Origin of the sequence: Sphingobium sp. BS19 (assembly GCF_027925545.1) — a bacterium.
In the GTDB taxonomy this organism is placed as follows: domain Bacteria; phylum Pseudomonadota; class Alphaproteobacteria; order Sphingomonadales; family Sphingomonadaceae; genus Sphingobium.
In genome coordinates this window covers 196,006-211,044 of sequence record NZ_BSEF01000010.1, presented here as the reverse complement: position 1 = coordinate 211,044, position 15,039 = coordinate 196,006, and the positions used below count along the sequence as shown (strand labels likewise).

General features: G+C 62.2%; 12 protein-coding genes and 1 pseudogene. 4 read left to right on the top strand and 9 right to left on the bottom strand.

Translation table 11 applies throughout. The features are described 5' to 3' along the window. Positions 1-37 precede the first annotated feature (37 nt). A pseudogene (locus tag QMG56_RS13505) lies at positions 38-2,878 on the bottom strand (Tn3 family transposase); the annotation flags it as partial. A gap of 296 nt (positions 2,879-3,174) precedes the next feature. On the opposite strand from QMG56_RS13505, the gene QMG56_RS13500 reads away from it, so the two are divergent. Beyond that, a complete protein-coding gene (locus tag QMG56_RS13500; protein WP_235209629.1) occupies positions 3,175-3,624 on the top strand; it encodes a flagellar hook-basal body complex protein FliE in 450 nt (149 codons plus the stop codon). Between the two features lie 356 nt (positions 3,625-3,980). Here QMG56_RS13500 and QMG56_RS13495 read toward each other — a convergent pair whose 3' ends face one another. Then, a complete protein-coding gene (locus tag QMG56_RS13495) occupies positions 3,981-4,490 on the bottom strand; it encodes a nuclear transport factor 2 family protein (protein ID WP_235209630.1) in 510 nt (169 codons plus the stop codon). Between the two features lie 256 nt (positions 4,491-4,746). On the opposite strand from QMG56_RS13495, the gene QMG56_RS13490 reads away from it, so the two are divergent. Next, positions 4,747-4,953 carry a DUF6118 family protein gene (locus QMG56_RS13490; protein WP_051519908.1) on the top strand — a complete coding sequence of 69 codons (207 nt, stop codon included), beginning with the start codon at positions 4,747-4,749 and terminating at the stop codon, positions 4,951-4,953. Between the two features lie 63 nt (positions 4,954-5,016). Here QMG56_RS13490 and QMG56_RS13485 read toward each other — a convergent pair whose 3' ends face one another. The 4 genes from QMG56_RS13485 to copC form a co-directional block, all read right to left on the bottom strand. Next, complete coding sequence (locus tag QMG56_RS13485) at positions 5,017-6,882, bottom strand: cytochrome c/FTR1 family iron permease (protein ID WP_281822888.1); 1,866 nt, start codon at positions 6,880-6,882, stop codon at positions 5,017-5,019. A 308-nt stretch (positions 6,883-7,190) separates the two neighbouring features. Continuing rightward, positions 7,191-9,878 carry a vitamin K epoxide reductase family protein gene (locus QMG56_RS13480; protein ID WP_043150630.1) on the bottom strand — a complete coding sequence of 896 codons (2,688 nt, stop codon included), beginning with the start codon at positions 9,876-9,878 and terminating at the stop codon, positions 7,191-7,193. Positions 9,879-9,941: 63 nt separating this feature from the next. Continuing rightward, the gene (copD, locus tag QMG56_RS13475; RefSeq protein WP_037475979.1) at positions 9,942-10,868 is read right to left on the bottom strand and encodes a copper homeostasis membrane protein CopD; all 927 of its coding nucleotides are present in this window, start codon (positions 10,866-10,868) and stop codon (positions 9,942-9,944) included. 4 nt (positions 10,869-10,872) lie between these two features. After that, positions 10,873-11,241 carry a copper homeostasis periplasmic binding protein CopC gene (copC, locus tag QMG56_RS13470; RefSeq protein WP_037475981.1) on the bottom strand — a complete coding sequence of 123 codons (369 nt, stop codon included), beginning with the start codon at positions 11,239-11,241 and terminating at the stop codon, positions 10,873-10,875. Positions 11,242-11,461: 220 nt separating this feature from the next. On the opposite strand from copC, the gene QMG56_RS13465 reads away from it, so the two are divergent. Both QMG56_RS13465 and QMG56_RS13460 read left to right on the top strand, forming a co-directional pair. Continuing rightward, complete coding sequence (locus QMG56_RS13465; RefSeq protein WP_309298564.1) at positions 11,462-12,445, top strand: NAD(P)/FAD-dependent oxidoreductase; 984 nt, start codon at positions 11,462-11,464, stop codon at positions 12,443-12,445. Positions 12,446-12,726: 281 nt separating this feature from the next. After that, complete coding sequence (locus QMG56_RS13460; protein WP_043150631.1) at positions 12,727-13,131, top strand: four-helix bundle copper-binding protein; 405 nt, start codon at positions 12,727-12,729, stop codon at positions 13,129-13,131. An 87-nt stretch (positions 13,132-13,218) separates the two neighbouring features. Here the strand turns inward: QMG56_RS13460 and QMG56_RS13455 are convergent, their stop codons facing one another. The 3 genes from QMG56_RS13455 to QMG56_RS13445 form a co-directional block, all read right to left on the bottom strand. Beyond that, entirely contained in the window at positions 13,219-13,944 is a 726-nt protein-coding gene (locus tag QMG56_RS13455) for a DUF2231 domain-containing protein (protein ID WP_281822851.1), read from the bottom strand. Between the two features lie 158 nt (positions 13,945-14,102). After that, entirely contained in the window at positions 14,103-14,552 is a 450-nt protein-coding gene (locus tag QMG56_RS13450) for a DUF411 domain-containing protein (protein WP_051519909.1), read from the bottom strand. Between the two features lie 58 nt (positions 14,553-14,610). Next, complete coding sequence (locus tag QMG56_RS13445) at positions 14,611-14,994, bottom strand: DUF305 domain-containing protein (protein WP_037472990.1); 384 nt, start codon at positions 14,992-14,994, stop codon at positions 14,611-14,613. Positions 14,995-15,039 lie beyond the last annotated feature (45 nt).

The window sequence follows — 15,039 nt, the reverse complement described above, 5'->3', positions numbered from 1 at the left end:
CGCGATCACCAGTCCGGCGATGGGCATAAGGGTTCACATGACTGTAGATCAACGGCGTGAGACCACGATAATCTTCCGGCGTCATCCGCCCCGCCCACTTCGGCTCAACCAGTACGGTCTGAAGCATGCGGGTGTTCACATACACCAGCGACGCTTGCAGGAGGTGTAGCGCCAGAACGGAGATTTCCTGCTCATGGATGCGGTTGGTGGCGATCTCGCCGCCCTTGCCGAAGAACACGAAACCATTAGCGCCGTTCCAGTTCTCAACCACATTCAGCCCTTCGTGGATCTCGCGGCGGAATGCCTCCTGACGCAAATACCGGCATAGGAAGATTGTTTTGACCGCGCGGCCGAGTTCACTCAGCGCCTTGTAGGTCGGGTGCATCACTTCGGCTCTGGCAAACCGGAGCAGGATCGCTTCCGGATCGGCGGTGCGCGATTGCATGGCAGCGGCATATTTGACCATTTCGTCATATTGTTGCTCGATCTCGTCCCAGTCGATCGGGCTGGAGAGGATCGGCAGTAAATTGGAAAGCCGCGTGCGCATGCCGGCTTGGGGAAGGGCCAGTTTCTGGCGTGCCACTGCTTTCAGCCGCGGGGCAAGCTCAAATCCAAGGAGTCGGCAGAACGCAAAGCCGACTGCGCTCTGGCCGTGGCTATCGACGTACTGGCGCTGGATTTCCATGTCGGTGCAATGGCGTAGCACGCCTTCGATCATGGGGGCGACCTCCGAGGAAGAGCACCGCTTGAGCTGGGAATAAACGCAGGTCGCGCGCTTCTCCACATGCCAGTAGATCATGACGCCACGGCCGCCATAGCGGGCGTGCCATTCCGTCATCAGGTTGCGGTCCCACGCGCCGAACTTCGTTGAATCGGACGCGCATGCCGTGCCCGCATCTCCCCATACTGCGGCATTGCGGATTGCCAGTGTCGCGTTTGCTACCCGCGCGCACGCCTCCCTCAGCGCTGGCGCGTGGATGAAACGGCGATGGACATGCAGCAATTCCTCGTAACTGACATCGGGTGTTGCGCCAGCGACCCGCTTGAGCCCGGCGTTCGTGCCCAAGCCATAGAGACACAGCAAAAGACGCTGAGCCAAGGCTGCTTTCGACAGGGTAACCCGCGAGGCCGACGTTTCGAAAGCATCCATCAATCCCGTGTCCAGAGCAGCCTCTTTCAACACGTCCAGCAGTCCGGTCATCGGCCAGCGCTGACCGATCTCGCTTTTGATCGAAGCGAGACCCTTCGGTTCGGGCAAGGGCTTGAACGGTGTAATCGATATCCGGTTGTCGCCGCGCCACAGGAGCCGGACCTTGTCGTTTTGTGGAATATTGGCATTGAGGAGCAACAGTTCCCGTTCAAGCTCCTCCCGGATCGAGGCGCAAAACGCCTGCGCATCTGGCGTCAGGCTGAGGCCGGAATAGTACGCATCTCGCCTGATCTCGAAGTCCTTGGGAAGATCGTCATCGGGATTGCGATAGCGATCCGCCCCGACCACCCAGATTTCTTTGGAGCGGATGCGGTCGCGCAGTTGCGTCAGGACGCAAAGCTCATAGCTGATCCGGTTTACCCGCCCATCGTCATCAATGACGGAACTGCGCCATCGCGCTGGAATCACCTCATCGATCGGAACATCCTGCAATGGCACGAAGCGGCATCCGCCATCCACCTTGCTCCTGATCCAGTCGAGGGCCGCCAGGACCGGCCGCCACACCGCGTTGTTCGACCGGAACTCAAGTACGGAAAGCAGGCTTGGCAGCATGCGCCGGTAATGATTGGCCCAGGAACCACGCATCACCTTGTAGATGCGCCGGTCCAGAGCGCCCTTCGCATGGCTCTCCTTGACGATCGCCGCCAGCTTGGCCTTACCGGCGATCGGGAAAATGACATCGCAGATGCGCCCCGATGGTTCATTGATCGAGGCGCTGGCGATCTCGACCAGCAGGCGCTCCTTTCCATAGACCCGCTCGATGTCTTTCGCGATATCGCCCACCACCTTGCGTTTCGAGCGCGTTCCGATCTTGTGAACGGTTTCGATCAGCAGGTCGATCATCGCGTCAGTGAGTTGCGCCTCCCGCGACATTAGATAAATCGCATAAAGGCCGAGCTGTCGCGCCGGCGCATGCCGGCGCATCTCCGAGGCCTTTTCACCGGCAACGCGGCGAACAATCTGATCGACCCATGGCTTGCCCGTAGCCGTCAGGAGATCATGGGGAAGATCAAGTCTCTGGATAAAGGCGAGTTTCTCGGTCACGTCGAGAATGTTGTCGAGCGTTGCCTGTCCGGCGTCACCCTTCATCCTGTTGAATCCGGTCGAGCTGTCCGGATCGGCAAGCGAGGCTTCCAATAACGCCACCGCATCTGACGAAAGCCGATCACTGGCTCCGATCAGCCAGGTGTCCAGATAATCTTGCCGTTGTGAGCGAACGACACGTTCAAGCTCCTTGCGCGACGGCCCATAAATACGCCGGTCCCGGCACCACAGGAAAACATGCTCAAGCATGGCATTGATCGACTGGCCGCCCGGGCACAGCTCGCCAGCAATCCATTCCGTCAATTGCGCGCGATCCACCCGCTTCATGCGGTGATATCCAAGATGGATCAGGATCTCCGCACAATGCCGTCGTGCTGTCCGACTGGAAAAGTCATAACCGGCTATCTCGCCAGCCTCGACACCGAGTTGCTCGGCCAGATACGAGAGGCCATCGGTAGGGATTGAGCCGGGATCGATCGCGAAAAACCCCAGGGAAGCGAAGAATTTCAGCTGTGCGGCGAGGCCAAGGCGCGTCAGGGCCGGCTTCGAATTTACAAAATCAATATCGGCAAAGCTCAGGCTCCATCGTCCGATCAAATCCCCGCCCGGAATACTCCGATCCATCAACCCACTCCCTATGATGGAGCGAACTGTCCTCTTCTATGATTTCCATCGTCAATACCGAATGCCACGTTCCCAAAACGTTCTCCGACTTGGCCAAAATCGCAGCTTGGGGCCGACTGGGCCAAGTGCCAATGATTGGATCATCTGGTCGCGCGTCATCTGGCAGGCTTGGGCAAATCCGATAACGATCGACGCCTGGCTTTACGATGAAGAAATCATTCCTAAGCGTCGTTAACCATCCTCTAACGCTTGCGATGCGATCATGCAGCTATGCTAGAGGTCGCACCGGGGTGAACATGAGCAGCATCTTCATCAACGACGTCATGGCCGTGCGAAGCGCCATTCTCGACAGGAATGCGGCGCTTCGGAATGTAGCAAGCAGCGCGGTTTCTGTTGGTAGCCCCGAGGGTGCGGGAGCAAAATTCGAAGCAGCGATGAATACCGTGCTTGGAAAGGCGGACGGTGCAGACTCGGTCGTAGGTCCAGGTTCGACCCAAGGGATCTCGGCTGCCGGGCGCGCGGAACCAGGTGGCTTTACCTCTACACTGCAAACACAGCTTCAAAAGATCAATGAAATCAACGCTCGCGCCGGAAAGTTGACGGTTGCCTATGAACGCGGCGAAGAGGTCGATATTGCAAAGGTAATGCTCGCGCGGCAGGAGTCGTCGATCGCGTTCGAGGCGACGTTGCAAGTTCGCAATAAGTTGCTTTCCGCGTATAAGGACATCATGAGCATGCCAGTCTAGCGAAAACCTTGTCGATCATATCATTGTAAGGAAGTCAGATACGAGCATCCCACCGTATCAGCTATGATGGGTTCAGATCGGCATCGAAGGGTATTCTGTTATGAGAAGATCGAGGGCGATTATCACAGCCATGTTTCTGTTACCTCTGGCCGTAACGGCTTGTGGCAGCAGCGAGGAAACGTCGGACATCTCCGAGGATCAGATGAACCATTATGCTGGCATACCGGAGCACGATCACCCGACGAATTCTACAAATGCGACACCGCAGTCGGCTACGCCGAATCCAGCGAAGAAGCAGTAGCGGCCATATTGCCGACCCCTGAAGCTGGGTCCGGGCGCAATGTGATCTTGACCGATCAGGAGCCTTTCGGCTTGCGAGCGCTACTGTGCATGCTGATGATCTTCCAGCTGCTCCCCGAGCGCGTTAAGACGCTGGTTGCGACGCCAATACGTTCGGCAACAGCCCCGTTCTTCGGCTCGATCCGATAGCGGTAGGTCTCGGTGGCAAGTGCGACCGGACCCTCAAAGCGAACCTTCACCTTGTAGTCGGAAAATGTAAACGACTTGAAGGCTGCCAGCTCTGGCCCAAGATGATGGGCGAGGTATGTCGCGTAGGTTCCCTCCGAGCCACCCGTTTCGAATATCTGGGAGTCGGCCGCGAAGAGTCGCTCTGTTCCTTTCGCATCGAGCTTTTCAATCGCCGCCTTGTACTGCGACAGTACTGCCTCCACGGCCTTCGTATCCGCGAAGCGCGATGCAGGCTGGGCGGCGACCGCGATCGGCATCGCCAGTGCTGTGGCCATTGCCACCCTAAACGCCAAAATCATGTTTCCCCCTTCAAAATGCCAGATGGTTGAGGCCGCCATGCATGAAGGCGCGCCCCAGGAACCCTTGTACCGATATCGCCAGCGTCATCAAACCGAGCAAACCCCCAATACACCGCGCACGATCGGTCGGGCGCGGTGCGGTGCACTGTGGCCAGTTAGGCGAGGCCTATTCCAAATGTCGCGATCGAGGTGCCGAGCCAGCGGCGGCGGGAAGCTTTTGGTGCTGCTACTCTAGGTCCGCTGGCGGGGCCGATCGCGCACCTTGCACCGGCGAGCTGGCAAATGGCCCGAGCGCATGGCGGCGCGCGTGCTGGATGAACCCACCCTTTGGGATGCCGGCCAGCATCTGATGGTCAGCGCATCGCAGCCGAGCTGGGAGGTGATAGTCACGGCCGACAGGGTCTTGCGCGACAATCGCGAGACGATCAAGGGATGCCGCAAAGCCGCTGTGAAGGCGAAGCAGGCGGTGCGCTGCACGATCCAGAAAAAGGCGGCGGAATAGCTACGGACGCCTCCCGGCTCAGCCGCAAGAGGTGATGGTCTCCGTCATGGACTCGCATCGGTGCTAGTGAGCCGATGCCCTGCCCCGATCGCCGCGACGGTTCCAGGCGAACCCGATCGCGATAGCCACCGCCATCAGGAGCTGCGCCAGCACCGACTGCCATGTAGGGAACAGGCCAAGCATTGAGAGCCTGGGCACATCGCGAAGCGGCGCTATGGCAATGATGCCCGCCTCTTGAAGGGCCGCGACGCCCTTCCCCGCGAGCACGACCGTCAGGATCGCCATCAGCCAGGAGCTGTAGCGGAAGAACTGCGTGATCGGCAGCGTGCGGCTGTAGCGAAGCATGGCCCAGGCGATCACCGCAAGCAGGAGAACGGCCGAGCCCGCCCCGGCCAGCAGCACGGGACCGTTTCCTTGCGACCAGAGCGCCGCGTAGAACAGGATTGTCTCAAAGACCTCCCGATAGACCACCACGAACGCCAGCCCGAACAGGAACCAGCCCGATCCTCCGGTGAGCGCCCGTGACATTTTTTCCCGGATATAGCGTTGCCACTGATCGGCTTGCGCCTTGCCGTGCATCCATATTCCAACCGAGAGCAGCACGACCGCAGCGAACAGCGACCCAAACCCTTCGGTCAGCTCCCGGCTCGCGCCGCTGATCCCGATTGCATAGGTGGCCACCACCCAGGTGATCCCCCCGGCAACGAGCGCGCTGATCCAACCGCCATGCACGTATCGCAGCGCCTCTCCTCGCTCCGCCTTGCGAAGGAACGCGATCATGGCGACGACGATGAGCAAGGCTTCGAGCCCCTCGCGCAGCAAGATCGTGAATGCGCCCAGGAACGTGGACGCTTCCGTGGCGGCATCAGGCGCCAGCGCCGCTTCCGCATCGTCGAACAGCCCGTCGAGCACTGACACCTTTTCCGCGAGCTCGTTGGGCGAGGCACCGCGGTCGATCGCGGCGCGAAACTCGCCCATCGCGCCTTCGATCCGGCCCATCAGCGCCGCGTCGCGCGCGGTGAGCGTTGGTTCGACCGGCTCGAACCCGTCGAGATAAGCCGACAAGGCCAGCTCCCTCGCCCCGCGCGCATCGCCACGCCGCGCTGCCGCTAGGCTTTGGGCGAGCTTGGCGCGCGCAACCGCAAGCGAGCCAGGCGCGTGTTGCATCACCTGATCGGGATGGCGGCGGAGATAGGCCATGACCGCATCGGCCTTCGCTTCGCCAATCGAGGTGGCGAGCGCGGCCGGGGTGAGCGCGACGAGGGTTTTCAGGTCCGGTATGCGCTGGCGAAGCGCCGGGTTTGACTTCCACAGCCGCTCGCCTTCGCGCGCCTGTTCGTCGGTGAAGGCGAAGCTCCCGGCGCGGAAGGCGAGCGCCCAGCGCTGATCGTTCGCCACATCGGCGAAGCTCTGCATCCCTGTCCCGTCGATCCCTTGCGTCACCACCTGATAGAGCGCGAACACGCTTCGCTGGCGGGCGCGCTCGGCATCAGTGAACGCGATCGGCGGCGGATCGAGCTTGGCGGCGTCGGGGCCATGCCCGTCGCCCGTCATGCCGTGGCAGGACGCGCAGGATTGTCGAAACAGCGCATCGGCCGAGGCGAGGTCCGGAGCCTTGTCGGGCGCGAGCGGCACTGGATAGGCGCGCAGCAGATCAGCCGCCAGCCCGTGCGCGGTGGTCGCCACCTGTTCAGCCGATGCCTTGCGCGCGATCATCCCTTGCAGGTTGTCGGCTCCTTGAACCAGCGCCGGCCGTTCCGGCTTCGCCGGCAGATCGCGCAGCCGCGTCGTAACGGACGCGGAGAACTCGTTCATCTCGGCATATTCGGCCGCGCTCTTGACCCGGCCCTCGGCAACCGCACCGCCATAATCGACGGCGATATAGTCGAGCAGCCGCCATGCGGTTTGCACGTCGCCGGGTTCGGCCATTGTCGCGGCCGGGATGAACAGCGCGGTGAGCGTGATGGCAAGCCGCAGGAGGACAAGTTTGAGGCGCTTCACTTCATATTATCTTTGTCTCGATGCGATGCAGCTTAGCCGCAGGCCACCAACGATCCTGCGAAGGAATCGCATTAGCATGCTGGACCGTACCGGAACAGTGTCGATGCTCGCTTAAAGCTGTAGCCGCGGTCCACCGCCCCCGTCATCACCCCCGCCGCCTGAATGACCGCCCGGATAGAACTCGGTACCTGGACTGCGCCATGCTGTGCCCCTCCTCTCTGGAGGCGAGTAAGGCCTCAAATTACGTATTTGTCCCAGCTCGCATAATGTTCGGGGCTGCGCTTGCCGCGCGGCAGGCTGAGCCCGATGAGCGCGATTCCCACGACCACCGACACGATCGCCCCAAGGGGGCCGGCCCCTGTCAGCAGGAACGGGGCAGCGACGAGCCATGCCCCGAACGCGACATTGATGAAGCGGAGAGCGCGGGCCACCTCTGCGGTGGCAATGATCGCGACTGTGATCACGAGGGCGCCGACCACATGGTCGCTGTTCGCCATGGCCCCGTCGTTGCCCAGGATCACCCGTGACAGCATCAGGAACGCACCGAGGGCGATGCTAGCTGCCAGAGTCCATGGCATCGTCAGACCTCGCTTCGCATCCGCCCACAAGATCGAAGGTGAAGCCATTACGTCAGCCGCATCCATCTCGCCTGCTTCGAGCGTGTCGCCCTGGAAGAAGGTGCGGATCAGCGGCCTGCCTTTGCGTTTCGCCCAGGCGAGAAACTGGCCCATGGCGATGACCTCGTCCAGTGCGAACGGGATCATGATCAGCATCGCGAGCGCAGCGACCAGCGCCAGCGTGCTCCACGTGCCGATCACGATCGGCTGACTGATGATGAAGTAGATGCTGACCACGCCGAGAGGAATGACCAGGATGCCAAAGAAGGTCACCATCCACGGCATGGTCCGCCAGCGATCGCGCGTGCCCATCACCGCCATCAGGATCTCGAGTACGTAGCTGATCGTGCCAAGGCCCCCATCAGGGATCGGCCACGCCTTCGACATGCCCGAAGTGATGATCTCCTCGGTCCCGTTGCGCGGGTCGCTGAGCGATCCGACGAAGAACGGCTCCCACGCGGTGTCGATGTGCCCCAGCTGGTAGGCGGTCAGGATGCGCGAGGTGAGAAGGCCGACCAGGCCCATGGCGACGATCGGCAGCCGCTGCGCGTCCGTCGACGGCGAATAGGTCCAGCCGGGCGGGATGTTCTTGGGGTCCATCATGCCCGCCATGCTCATGCCCGGCATCATCGGCACGAGCACCGACAGGGCGATCACGGCCGAGCCGATGAGCAGGTTGTTGTTGTACTGAGCGGCGCTCGGGCTCCAGAAGATCAAAGGCGCAAAGAACAGCCAGATGCCGACGAACGCCACTGCCCATTGCGCCCAGGTCTTGGTTCGAGGCCACAGCGACAGTACGCCAAACAGCGCGATCGCCAGACCGCTGACGAGATCGCTGATCGCCAGTGCGCTTGCGCGCCATTCGACTGAAGGCAGGCCGCGATCGACCGTGACGAAGCGCACCGCCTCGCCGACGCTCTGCGTCGTGACGGAGTCGTAGATAAGCGGGCTGGAGGCGAGCCACAGCCCGAGGCCGATGTTGGCGTAAAGAGCCCAGCGCGCACGGCGCTCGTCGCGGTCCATTATGGCCATGTGATCGCCGTGTGCACCGTGGCCGGTCATCGCCATGTCCGCCGCGCCAGGTCCGTGCCCCATGGCTGCATGGTCCATGCTGCTATGATCCACAGCCCCGTGATCCATGCCGGCCATCCCATCGCCTGCCGCTGCGGGTTGATGGCCCGGTCCGACAGGTTCGGCCCCTGGTTTATCGTGCCAGGCAACCAGATTCTCGTTGAGCTTGTTGTTCCGATACCAGGCCCGCGGATGGCGCTTCAACGCGGCAACGATCGCGGGCAGCGTGTCGCGGAGACTGTGTTTCGGCTCCCATCCGAGCAGCGAACGCGCGCGCGAGATGTCGAGGATATAGTGGTCGTTGCTGCTGTCGATCATCCAGGGCTGGATGAAGTCGTCGCTGCCGAGCGCCTCGTTCTGCAGGATGATTCCGGCCTTTGCGATCGGCTGCGGGATCCGGATCGTCTTCCAGCCCTCGCCGTGGAGCGTCTCGCCGACGATGTCCTGGATTTCGGCATAGCCGGGCGCGTCGGGCTCGCCGACGAGCAGTGGCAGTTCTGACGGCAATTCGTGCCGCCGATCGACCAGGCGCAGCACGGCGTCAGCCAAGTCGTCGCGGTGCACGGACGACTGCGCCGCACACAGCATGCCGGGATAGAAGTGCGAGATCAGGCGGTGCTCGTAGATCTGCGATATCTGCTGCGCGAGAAACGCCGAGCGCCCGTCGTCGTCGTAAACTCCTGCGGCGCGGAGGAAGACGACGGGGATGTTCCCGTGGCGCTCATGCAGCAATGCCTCGGTGTCGACCTTGGACTGCGGATACGCCCAGGACGCACCGATTGGCGACTCCTCGCTGATGCGCTCCTCCGGAGTGGCGGTCGGCTTATGGACCAGCATCGTGCTGGCGAAGACGAATTGCTCGACCTCGAACGATTGCAGCCCGTCAATCAGCCGGCGGGTGCCCTGCACGGTGACCTTGTCGTAGAGCGGATTCGGATCGCCCGTAATGTCGTAATAGGCGGCGAGGTGGATCACCGAGGCGATGCGGTTACCGTACCGTGCGCGCACTTCGTCGAGTGCAACCCGGACCGCTTCGTCCGACCCGAGGTCTATGTCGATCGCCGCTGCGGGCGGCGGCGGGTCTGGAGGACCGGCACGATCCAGGCCAACAACGGTGTAGCGTTTCCCGAGCCGGGCGATCAGCGCGGCGGCGATGAAGCCGCTCGCGCCCGTGGTCAGAACGACGTCGCCGTCGGCCTGGCCGCTGCCGGCTTCACTGCGTTTGACATCGGCCATGACTTGCTACCCTCGTTCGTTCACCTTTGAATACATCAACAGACCCAGCAGAGCTAACCTCACCTACATGCCCGATGCGGGCGGTGCGAGGGTGCCGAGCCATGCTACGAGCGCCAAGATACCAATCACGCAGGTTGTCTCGACCGCCAGGCTGACCCGCAGCGTCATAAGCGCTCCGTCATGATCGTTCATGGCAATCGAGCGTTCGAAGGCCGGCGTGAGGCGGAACCGATTAAGCGACGCGAGTCCCAGCATCGCTGCGAACAAGACCAGCTTGGCGAGCAGCAGCAAGCCGTAGAGCGTCGTGCCCAAGGCCGTGAAATTGGCTGGGCCCACGAGCAGCCAGCTGTTGATCAAGCCGGTGATCACTAAAATGGCAACCACGAGCGTGCCCACCGCCCCGAAGCCGTGCAGCGCCCGATGGGTAAGCTGAAGGTGCGCGGCATCGATCGCCTCGGCGCGGCGCATCATCAGGAGAAGCAATCCGAACAGTGCGCCAACCCATATACCGCCTGCGAGGAGATGGAGAATGTCCGCGCCCAGGTGAAGCCATCCGGTGCTTCCCTCGTCCATGGCACCGTGCCCGTTCCATGCGAGTGTCGCCAACGCCGTAGCGGCGGCAATCATGGCCATCGCCAGCCATGATGCTCTGCCTCGCGCCAGTAGGACCGCGCCCCCGGCAATGACCAGCGCTACCATGCGCACCTTCCAGGCGGAGCCAACCGGTGGCCCTCCGAGCAAGGCAGCCACCGCGGCCTCGTCGACCGGCCAGAATGGAGATCCGGCCATCGACGAGGCCATGAGGATCAGGCCAGCGGCTGAGAGCAGCAACCCGAGCACAGCACTTCCCGAAAGCCAAGGCCGCAGAGCGATTGCATCCTCGCGCTCGCCGAGCCGAAGGCCATAGAGGCTGAACGCCGACAGGCCGAACAGCACCGCCAGGACGAGGTATAACGCCAAGCGGATGGCGACGGTCGGCCAGTCAATCATCCGCTCACTTCACCGTGAAGGTGTAGCTGCCAGTGATTTTGTGCGTGTCGCCGGAAACGACCTGCCAGTCGACGTTGTAACGCCCACGCGGGAGACGCTGCTTCGGGATGATCGTGAGCGTACGCCCGTCGGAGCCGACCGCGGCGCTGCTCGGCATCTTCATGGCCGCCATGCCAGGCATCGCGGCCATGATCAGTTCGGCCTTGGAGAAAGCAGGCACGAGTTTCTCGCTGAACTGGAGGCTGATCTTCTCCGGGGTCGCAACCGCCGCGTTGGCGGCGGGGCTGGCGGATACCAGCTTCGGGTGCGCGTTTGCGACGCCGCCTGCGAAGAACAAGGCGGCGGCGGCAGTCGTGATGAACAAGCGACGCATCTGGGCAATCTCCATTTCCATTGGGTTCACTTGTATTACGCAGCCGGACGTTTCACCCCTCACGATCTTTTTCGTGCCGCCGCACCCTCTCGATGAGGGGTCAACGGCACCGGCGCGTATTCAGAAGGGAGTACAGAGCGCTTTTCACTGCGCCTTCCCGTCCGGACGAGCTGTGGCCGCGGGCCTGACGGGCGCTCGCGGGGTAATGATGAGGTTGCGGTTGACCAATCAAGGCTGGACTGGCGATCCCGAGGAGGTCCTCGATTGTCTGATTGTGGGCGGTGGTCCCGCTGGCCTCACGACCGCGATCTATCTGTCCCGCTTTCTCAGGAGCTGCGTCGTTTACGACGCGGCGGCGGGGCGCGCCGCCTCCATCCCGCGCTCGCACAACCTCCCAGGATTTCCCGGCGGCATTTCGGGCGCCTCGTTTCTTGCGCGCCTGCAGGCTCAGCTGCATGAATATGGCGGTACGGTCCAGAACGGTGAGATCGACGCGATCGTCGCATCAGGCGACCACTTCTCGGCAAGTTGCGGACTGAACGTCCTGCACGCGCGGACCGTCGTGCTCGCGACCGGTGTCGTCAATCGACGCCCCGAGATGCCTGATGCGATGCATGACATCGGCGTTGCGCGTGGTCTTATTCGCTACTGCCCGATTTGCGATGGTTATGAGGCTCGGCGAATGAACGTGGCGGTGCTCGGCTGCGACGGCCACGGCGCTGACGAAGCCGAATTCCTGCGCGCTTATGGCGCGAAGGTCATGCTTCTCGCCGAACGGTCGCTCGACCTCGCACCGACCGAATTTGCCAAGCTGAACCAGCAGGGCATCGATGTCGCGCCCTCGCCTGTCGAGCAGCTGCGTCTTGGCGATTGTGTCGAGGTGCGGTTGGCCAATGGCCTGGAGCTACAATTCGACACGCTTTACCCTGCGCTCGGCTCGTCGCCTCGAACGCGGCTTGCCACTTCGCTGGGCGCGAAGCTCAGCGAATCAGGTTGCGTGCTGACCAACGCCCACCAACAATCCTCTGTTGCTGGCCTCTACGCGGTTGGCGACGTTGTGGAAGGGCTCGATCAGATCAGCGTCGCGACCGGACAAGCAGCGGTCGCTGCGACCGCAATCCATAACCTGTTGCGCGACCGCGACAGCGGATTGGCATCCGCCATGGCCGGGCTGTGTCCCGCTCGGGGCGTACTGCCGACGTAGCGCGAACCATCGGCAGTGCAACGAGTGAAAGCCGCCACCCAGCGCTGATTTGTACCCACACGACGATCGGCGACACGGCGCTTCTCGGTTCGATGATCCCGCAGCACGATCCCGGGACTCGCTCACGCAGGCGGCGTGGGCGTCGACGGTGCGCTACGACCAGCGCCGGCGGTTACTCGACACGCCCAAGCGGCCGCACGGTCCAACGCAAAGGCCGGAACATTTCAGGTTTGTAACCTCTTGCTTCGACAGTTGTTAGACCGCGCTACCAGGAGAGAACCATGCAACACATGCAAGAGATGATCGCCACGCATCCGGACGTGAAGGGAAGCACGAACGACGCACTGATCCGCTGTATCGAGGAGTGCTACTCATGTGCTCAGACTTGTACGTCGTGCGCTGATGCCTGTCTGGCAGAAGACATGGTCGCACAGCTTCGCCAGTGCATTCGTCTGAACCTTGACTGCGCCGACATCTGCTTGGCGGCAGGTTCGCTCGGCACCCGCCGCACCGGCAGCAATGAGCAAGCGCTGATCGCCGTTCTTCAAGCCTGCGCCATCGCCTGCGGGTTGTGCGCGGAGGAGTGCGAGAAGCATGCGAGCATGCACGAGCATTGCCGCATCTGCGCTGAACACTGTCGCCGCTGCGAACAGGCTTGCAACGAAGCGGTTCAGTCGATCCGCTGATCAGCCGAGGACGCGTCCTTGGCGGAGACGCGTCCTCGACGGTCCCTGTTCAGGAAACGACCGCTTCACGCACACAGCCGGACTGGGTCAGAACGCCAAGTGGTTTATTCCGCCATGCATGAAGGTTCCGCCAAGGAACCCCTGGATGGAGATCGCCAGCGTCATCAGGCCAAGCAACACCCAGTACAACGTCCGCGACCGCTCGGGACCCTTACGGTGGCGCGCTGCCATCCAAGCCAGCGCAACGCCGAAGACCGCGATCAACGTCCCTAGCCAGCGATGCGTCATCAGGATCGGGTTGCGGTCGGTCAGGTAGAACCCGCCTGCGAACCAGCCCAGGAATGCTGCCGCGATAGCTCCGAGCGCGCCTACGACCAGCATTATGTGTGCGACATGCTGATAGTCCCGGTTGCGGCGCCACAACCCGAACAACTCCACCCCGAATGCACCGATGAACAGTGCGATGGGAAAATGAATGACCATGGTGTGAAGCCGGCCCAGCCAACTCACAAGCCGTTCGCCGAAACTTTTGTTCTTGTTGGCGGTCTCCTCGTGCATGCCGCCCATGTCCATGTCGTCGCCGGCGATATCGCGGCCGCCCATGTTCATGTCCACGGTCGACATAGAGCCCATGTCCATATGGCCGTCGCCGGCGTCCGCTCTATCCTTTTTCTGAGTCTCGACTGCGCTGTTAGCGGTGGGCCCGGGACCGGCCCCAAGCGCATCATGATCTTCATGCGCCGATGCCGACGTGCTTACTGACATTGCAACCGCAAGGAGCAAAGCGAAGGCCCCGCCTCGTTTACCGCCCATCACCCAACTCCTTGATTCATACTCATCAATTCCCGTTGCCTCACCCGTCCGAATCCTCTTGTGAAACTCATCGTCTGCTCTCCAAGACGAACTGGACCGTGGAGCTACACCAGCTGCGGCGACCGCGTCCTGCGGCCCCGCCCCGAAAAAATCGCCAATCAGCTGCCGTGGCGGGCAAATAGGCGGCGCCCGGTGGAGCCGAAGGCGACCACGTCATAGGCCTGCGCCTTGACGCCCGGCACTTCCATTCCCGGCGAGCCGAGCGGCATACCGCCGACCGCGAGGCCTCGCACACCCTTGGGCCGGGTCGCCAGAGCCCGCTTCATGTCGGCAATCGGCACGTGGCCCTCGAAAGCCATCCCATCGGCGATTGCTGTGTGGCAAGACGAGACGTCCGCAGGGACCCCCGCGCGCTTCTGCAGCGCCGGGCGATTGGAATCATCGACGACGCGCACCTGGCGCCCGAGCTGCCGCTGCACCTGTGCTGCCCACTTGGCGCAACAGCCGCAGCCGGGATCGCGGTGCATAACGATCGGGGTGGCCGCGCTGACGGCAACCGGAACCAACAAGGCTGCGGCAGTAAGCGCGGATCGTAAAGCTGTCTTCATGGAAAAACTCCTTGGTCATTCCTCCCGCCCCCTCGTGGGGCGGGAGGAACGAAGATTATCACTGAGGTCGCTTGCTCATCGACCGGAGCATCGCCTGGAGTTCACCGATGCTCTTGTTTTGCTCGGCAATAGACTTCTGAGCCATTTGCCGGGTCTTCGCATCGGGCGCCTCGCGGAGAACGATCTGCGACATGGCAATCGCACCGCGGTGATGCTCGATCATCTTGCGGGCCCACGTCTCATTTGCATTGGCGCCTTTGGCCCTCATCATCTTCTCGTGCATCGCCATCTCGGCGGGCATGAAGGGCGTGTTCATGCCAGGCATGTTGTCGTGGTTCATGCCCTGCATTTTCGAGTGGTCCATGCCTTGCATCTGCTGCTGAGCCAAAGCCGGGCTCGCTGCCATCGCCGCCAGAGCCAGAGCTGTAAGTGTCTTAAACATTGCCTGCTCCTTCTTGGACTTAGTCAACGCAACAAAGCCCAATCG

Coding starts and splice junctions, on each gene's coding strand:
- copC (WP_037475981.1), bottom strand. CDS start 11,241: ATGCGTCGCTTGTTCATCACGACTGCCGCCGCCGCCTTGTTCTTCGCA.
- QMG56_RS13495 (WP_235209630.1), bottom strand. CDS start 4,490: ATGGCGGCCTCAACCATCTGGCATTTTGAAGGGGGAAACATGATTTTG.
- QMG56_RS13485 (WP_281822888.1), bottom strand. CDS start 6,882: ATGGCCGAACCCGGCGACGTGCAAACCGCATGGCGGCTGCTCGACTAT.
- QMG56_RS13480 (WP_043150630.1), bottom strand. CDS start 9,878: ATGGCCGATGTCAAACGCAGTGAAGCCGGCAGCGGCCAGGCCGACGGC.
- QMG56_RS13490 (WP_051519908.1), top strand. CDS start 4,747: ATGGCGGCGCGCGTGCTGGATGAACCCACCCTTTGGGATGCCGGCCAG.
- QMG56_RS13445 (WP_037472990.1), bottom strand. CDS start 14,994: ATGTTTAAGACACTTACAGCTCTGGCTCTGGCGGCGATGGCAGCGAGC.
- QMG56_RS13455 (WP_281822851.1), bottom strand. CDS start 13,944: ATGGGCGGTAAACGAGGCGGGGCCTTCGCTTTGCTCCTTGCGGTTGCA.
- QMG56_RS13500 (WP_235209629.1), top strand. CDS start 3,175: ATGAGCAGCATCTTCATCAACGACGTCATGGCCGTGCGAAGCGCCATT.
- QMG56_RS13460 (WP_043150631.1), top strand. CDS start 12,727: ATGCAACACATGCAAGAGATGATCGCCACGCATCCGGACGTGAAGGGA.
- QMG56_RS13450 (WP_051519909.1), bottom strand. CDS start 14,552: ATGAAGACAGCTTTACGATCCGCGCTTACTGCCGCAGCCTTGTTGGTT.
- copD (WP_037475979.1), bottom strand. CDS start 10,868: ATGATTGACTGGCCGACCGTCGCCATCCGCTTGGCGTTATACCTCGTC.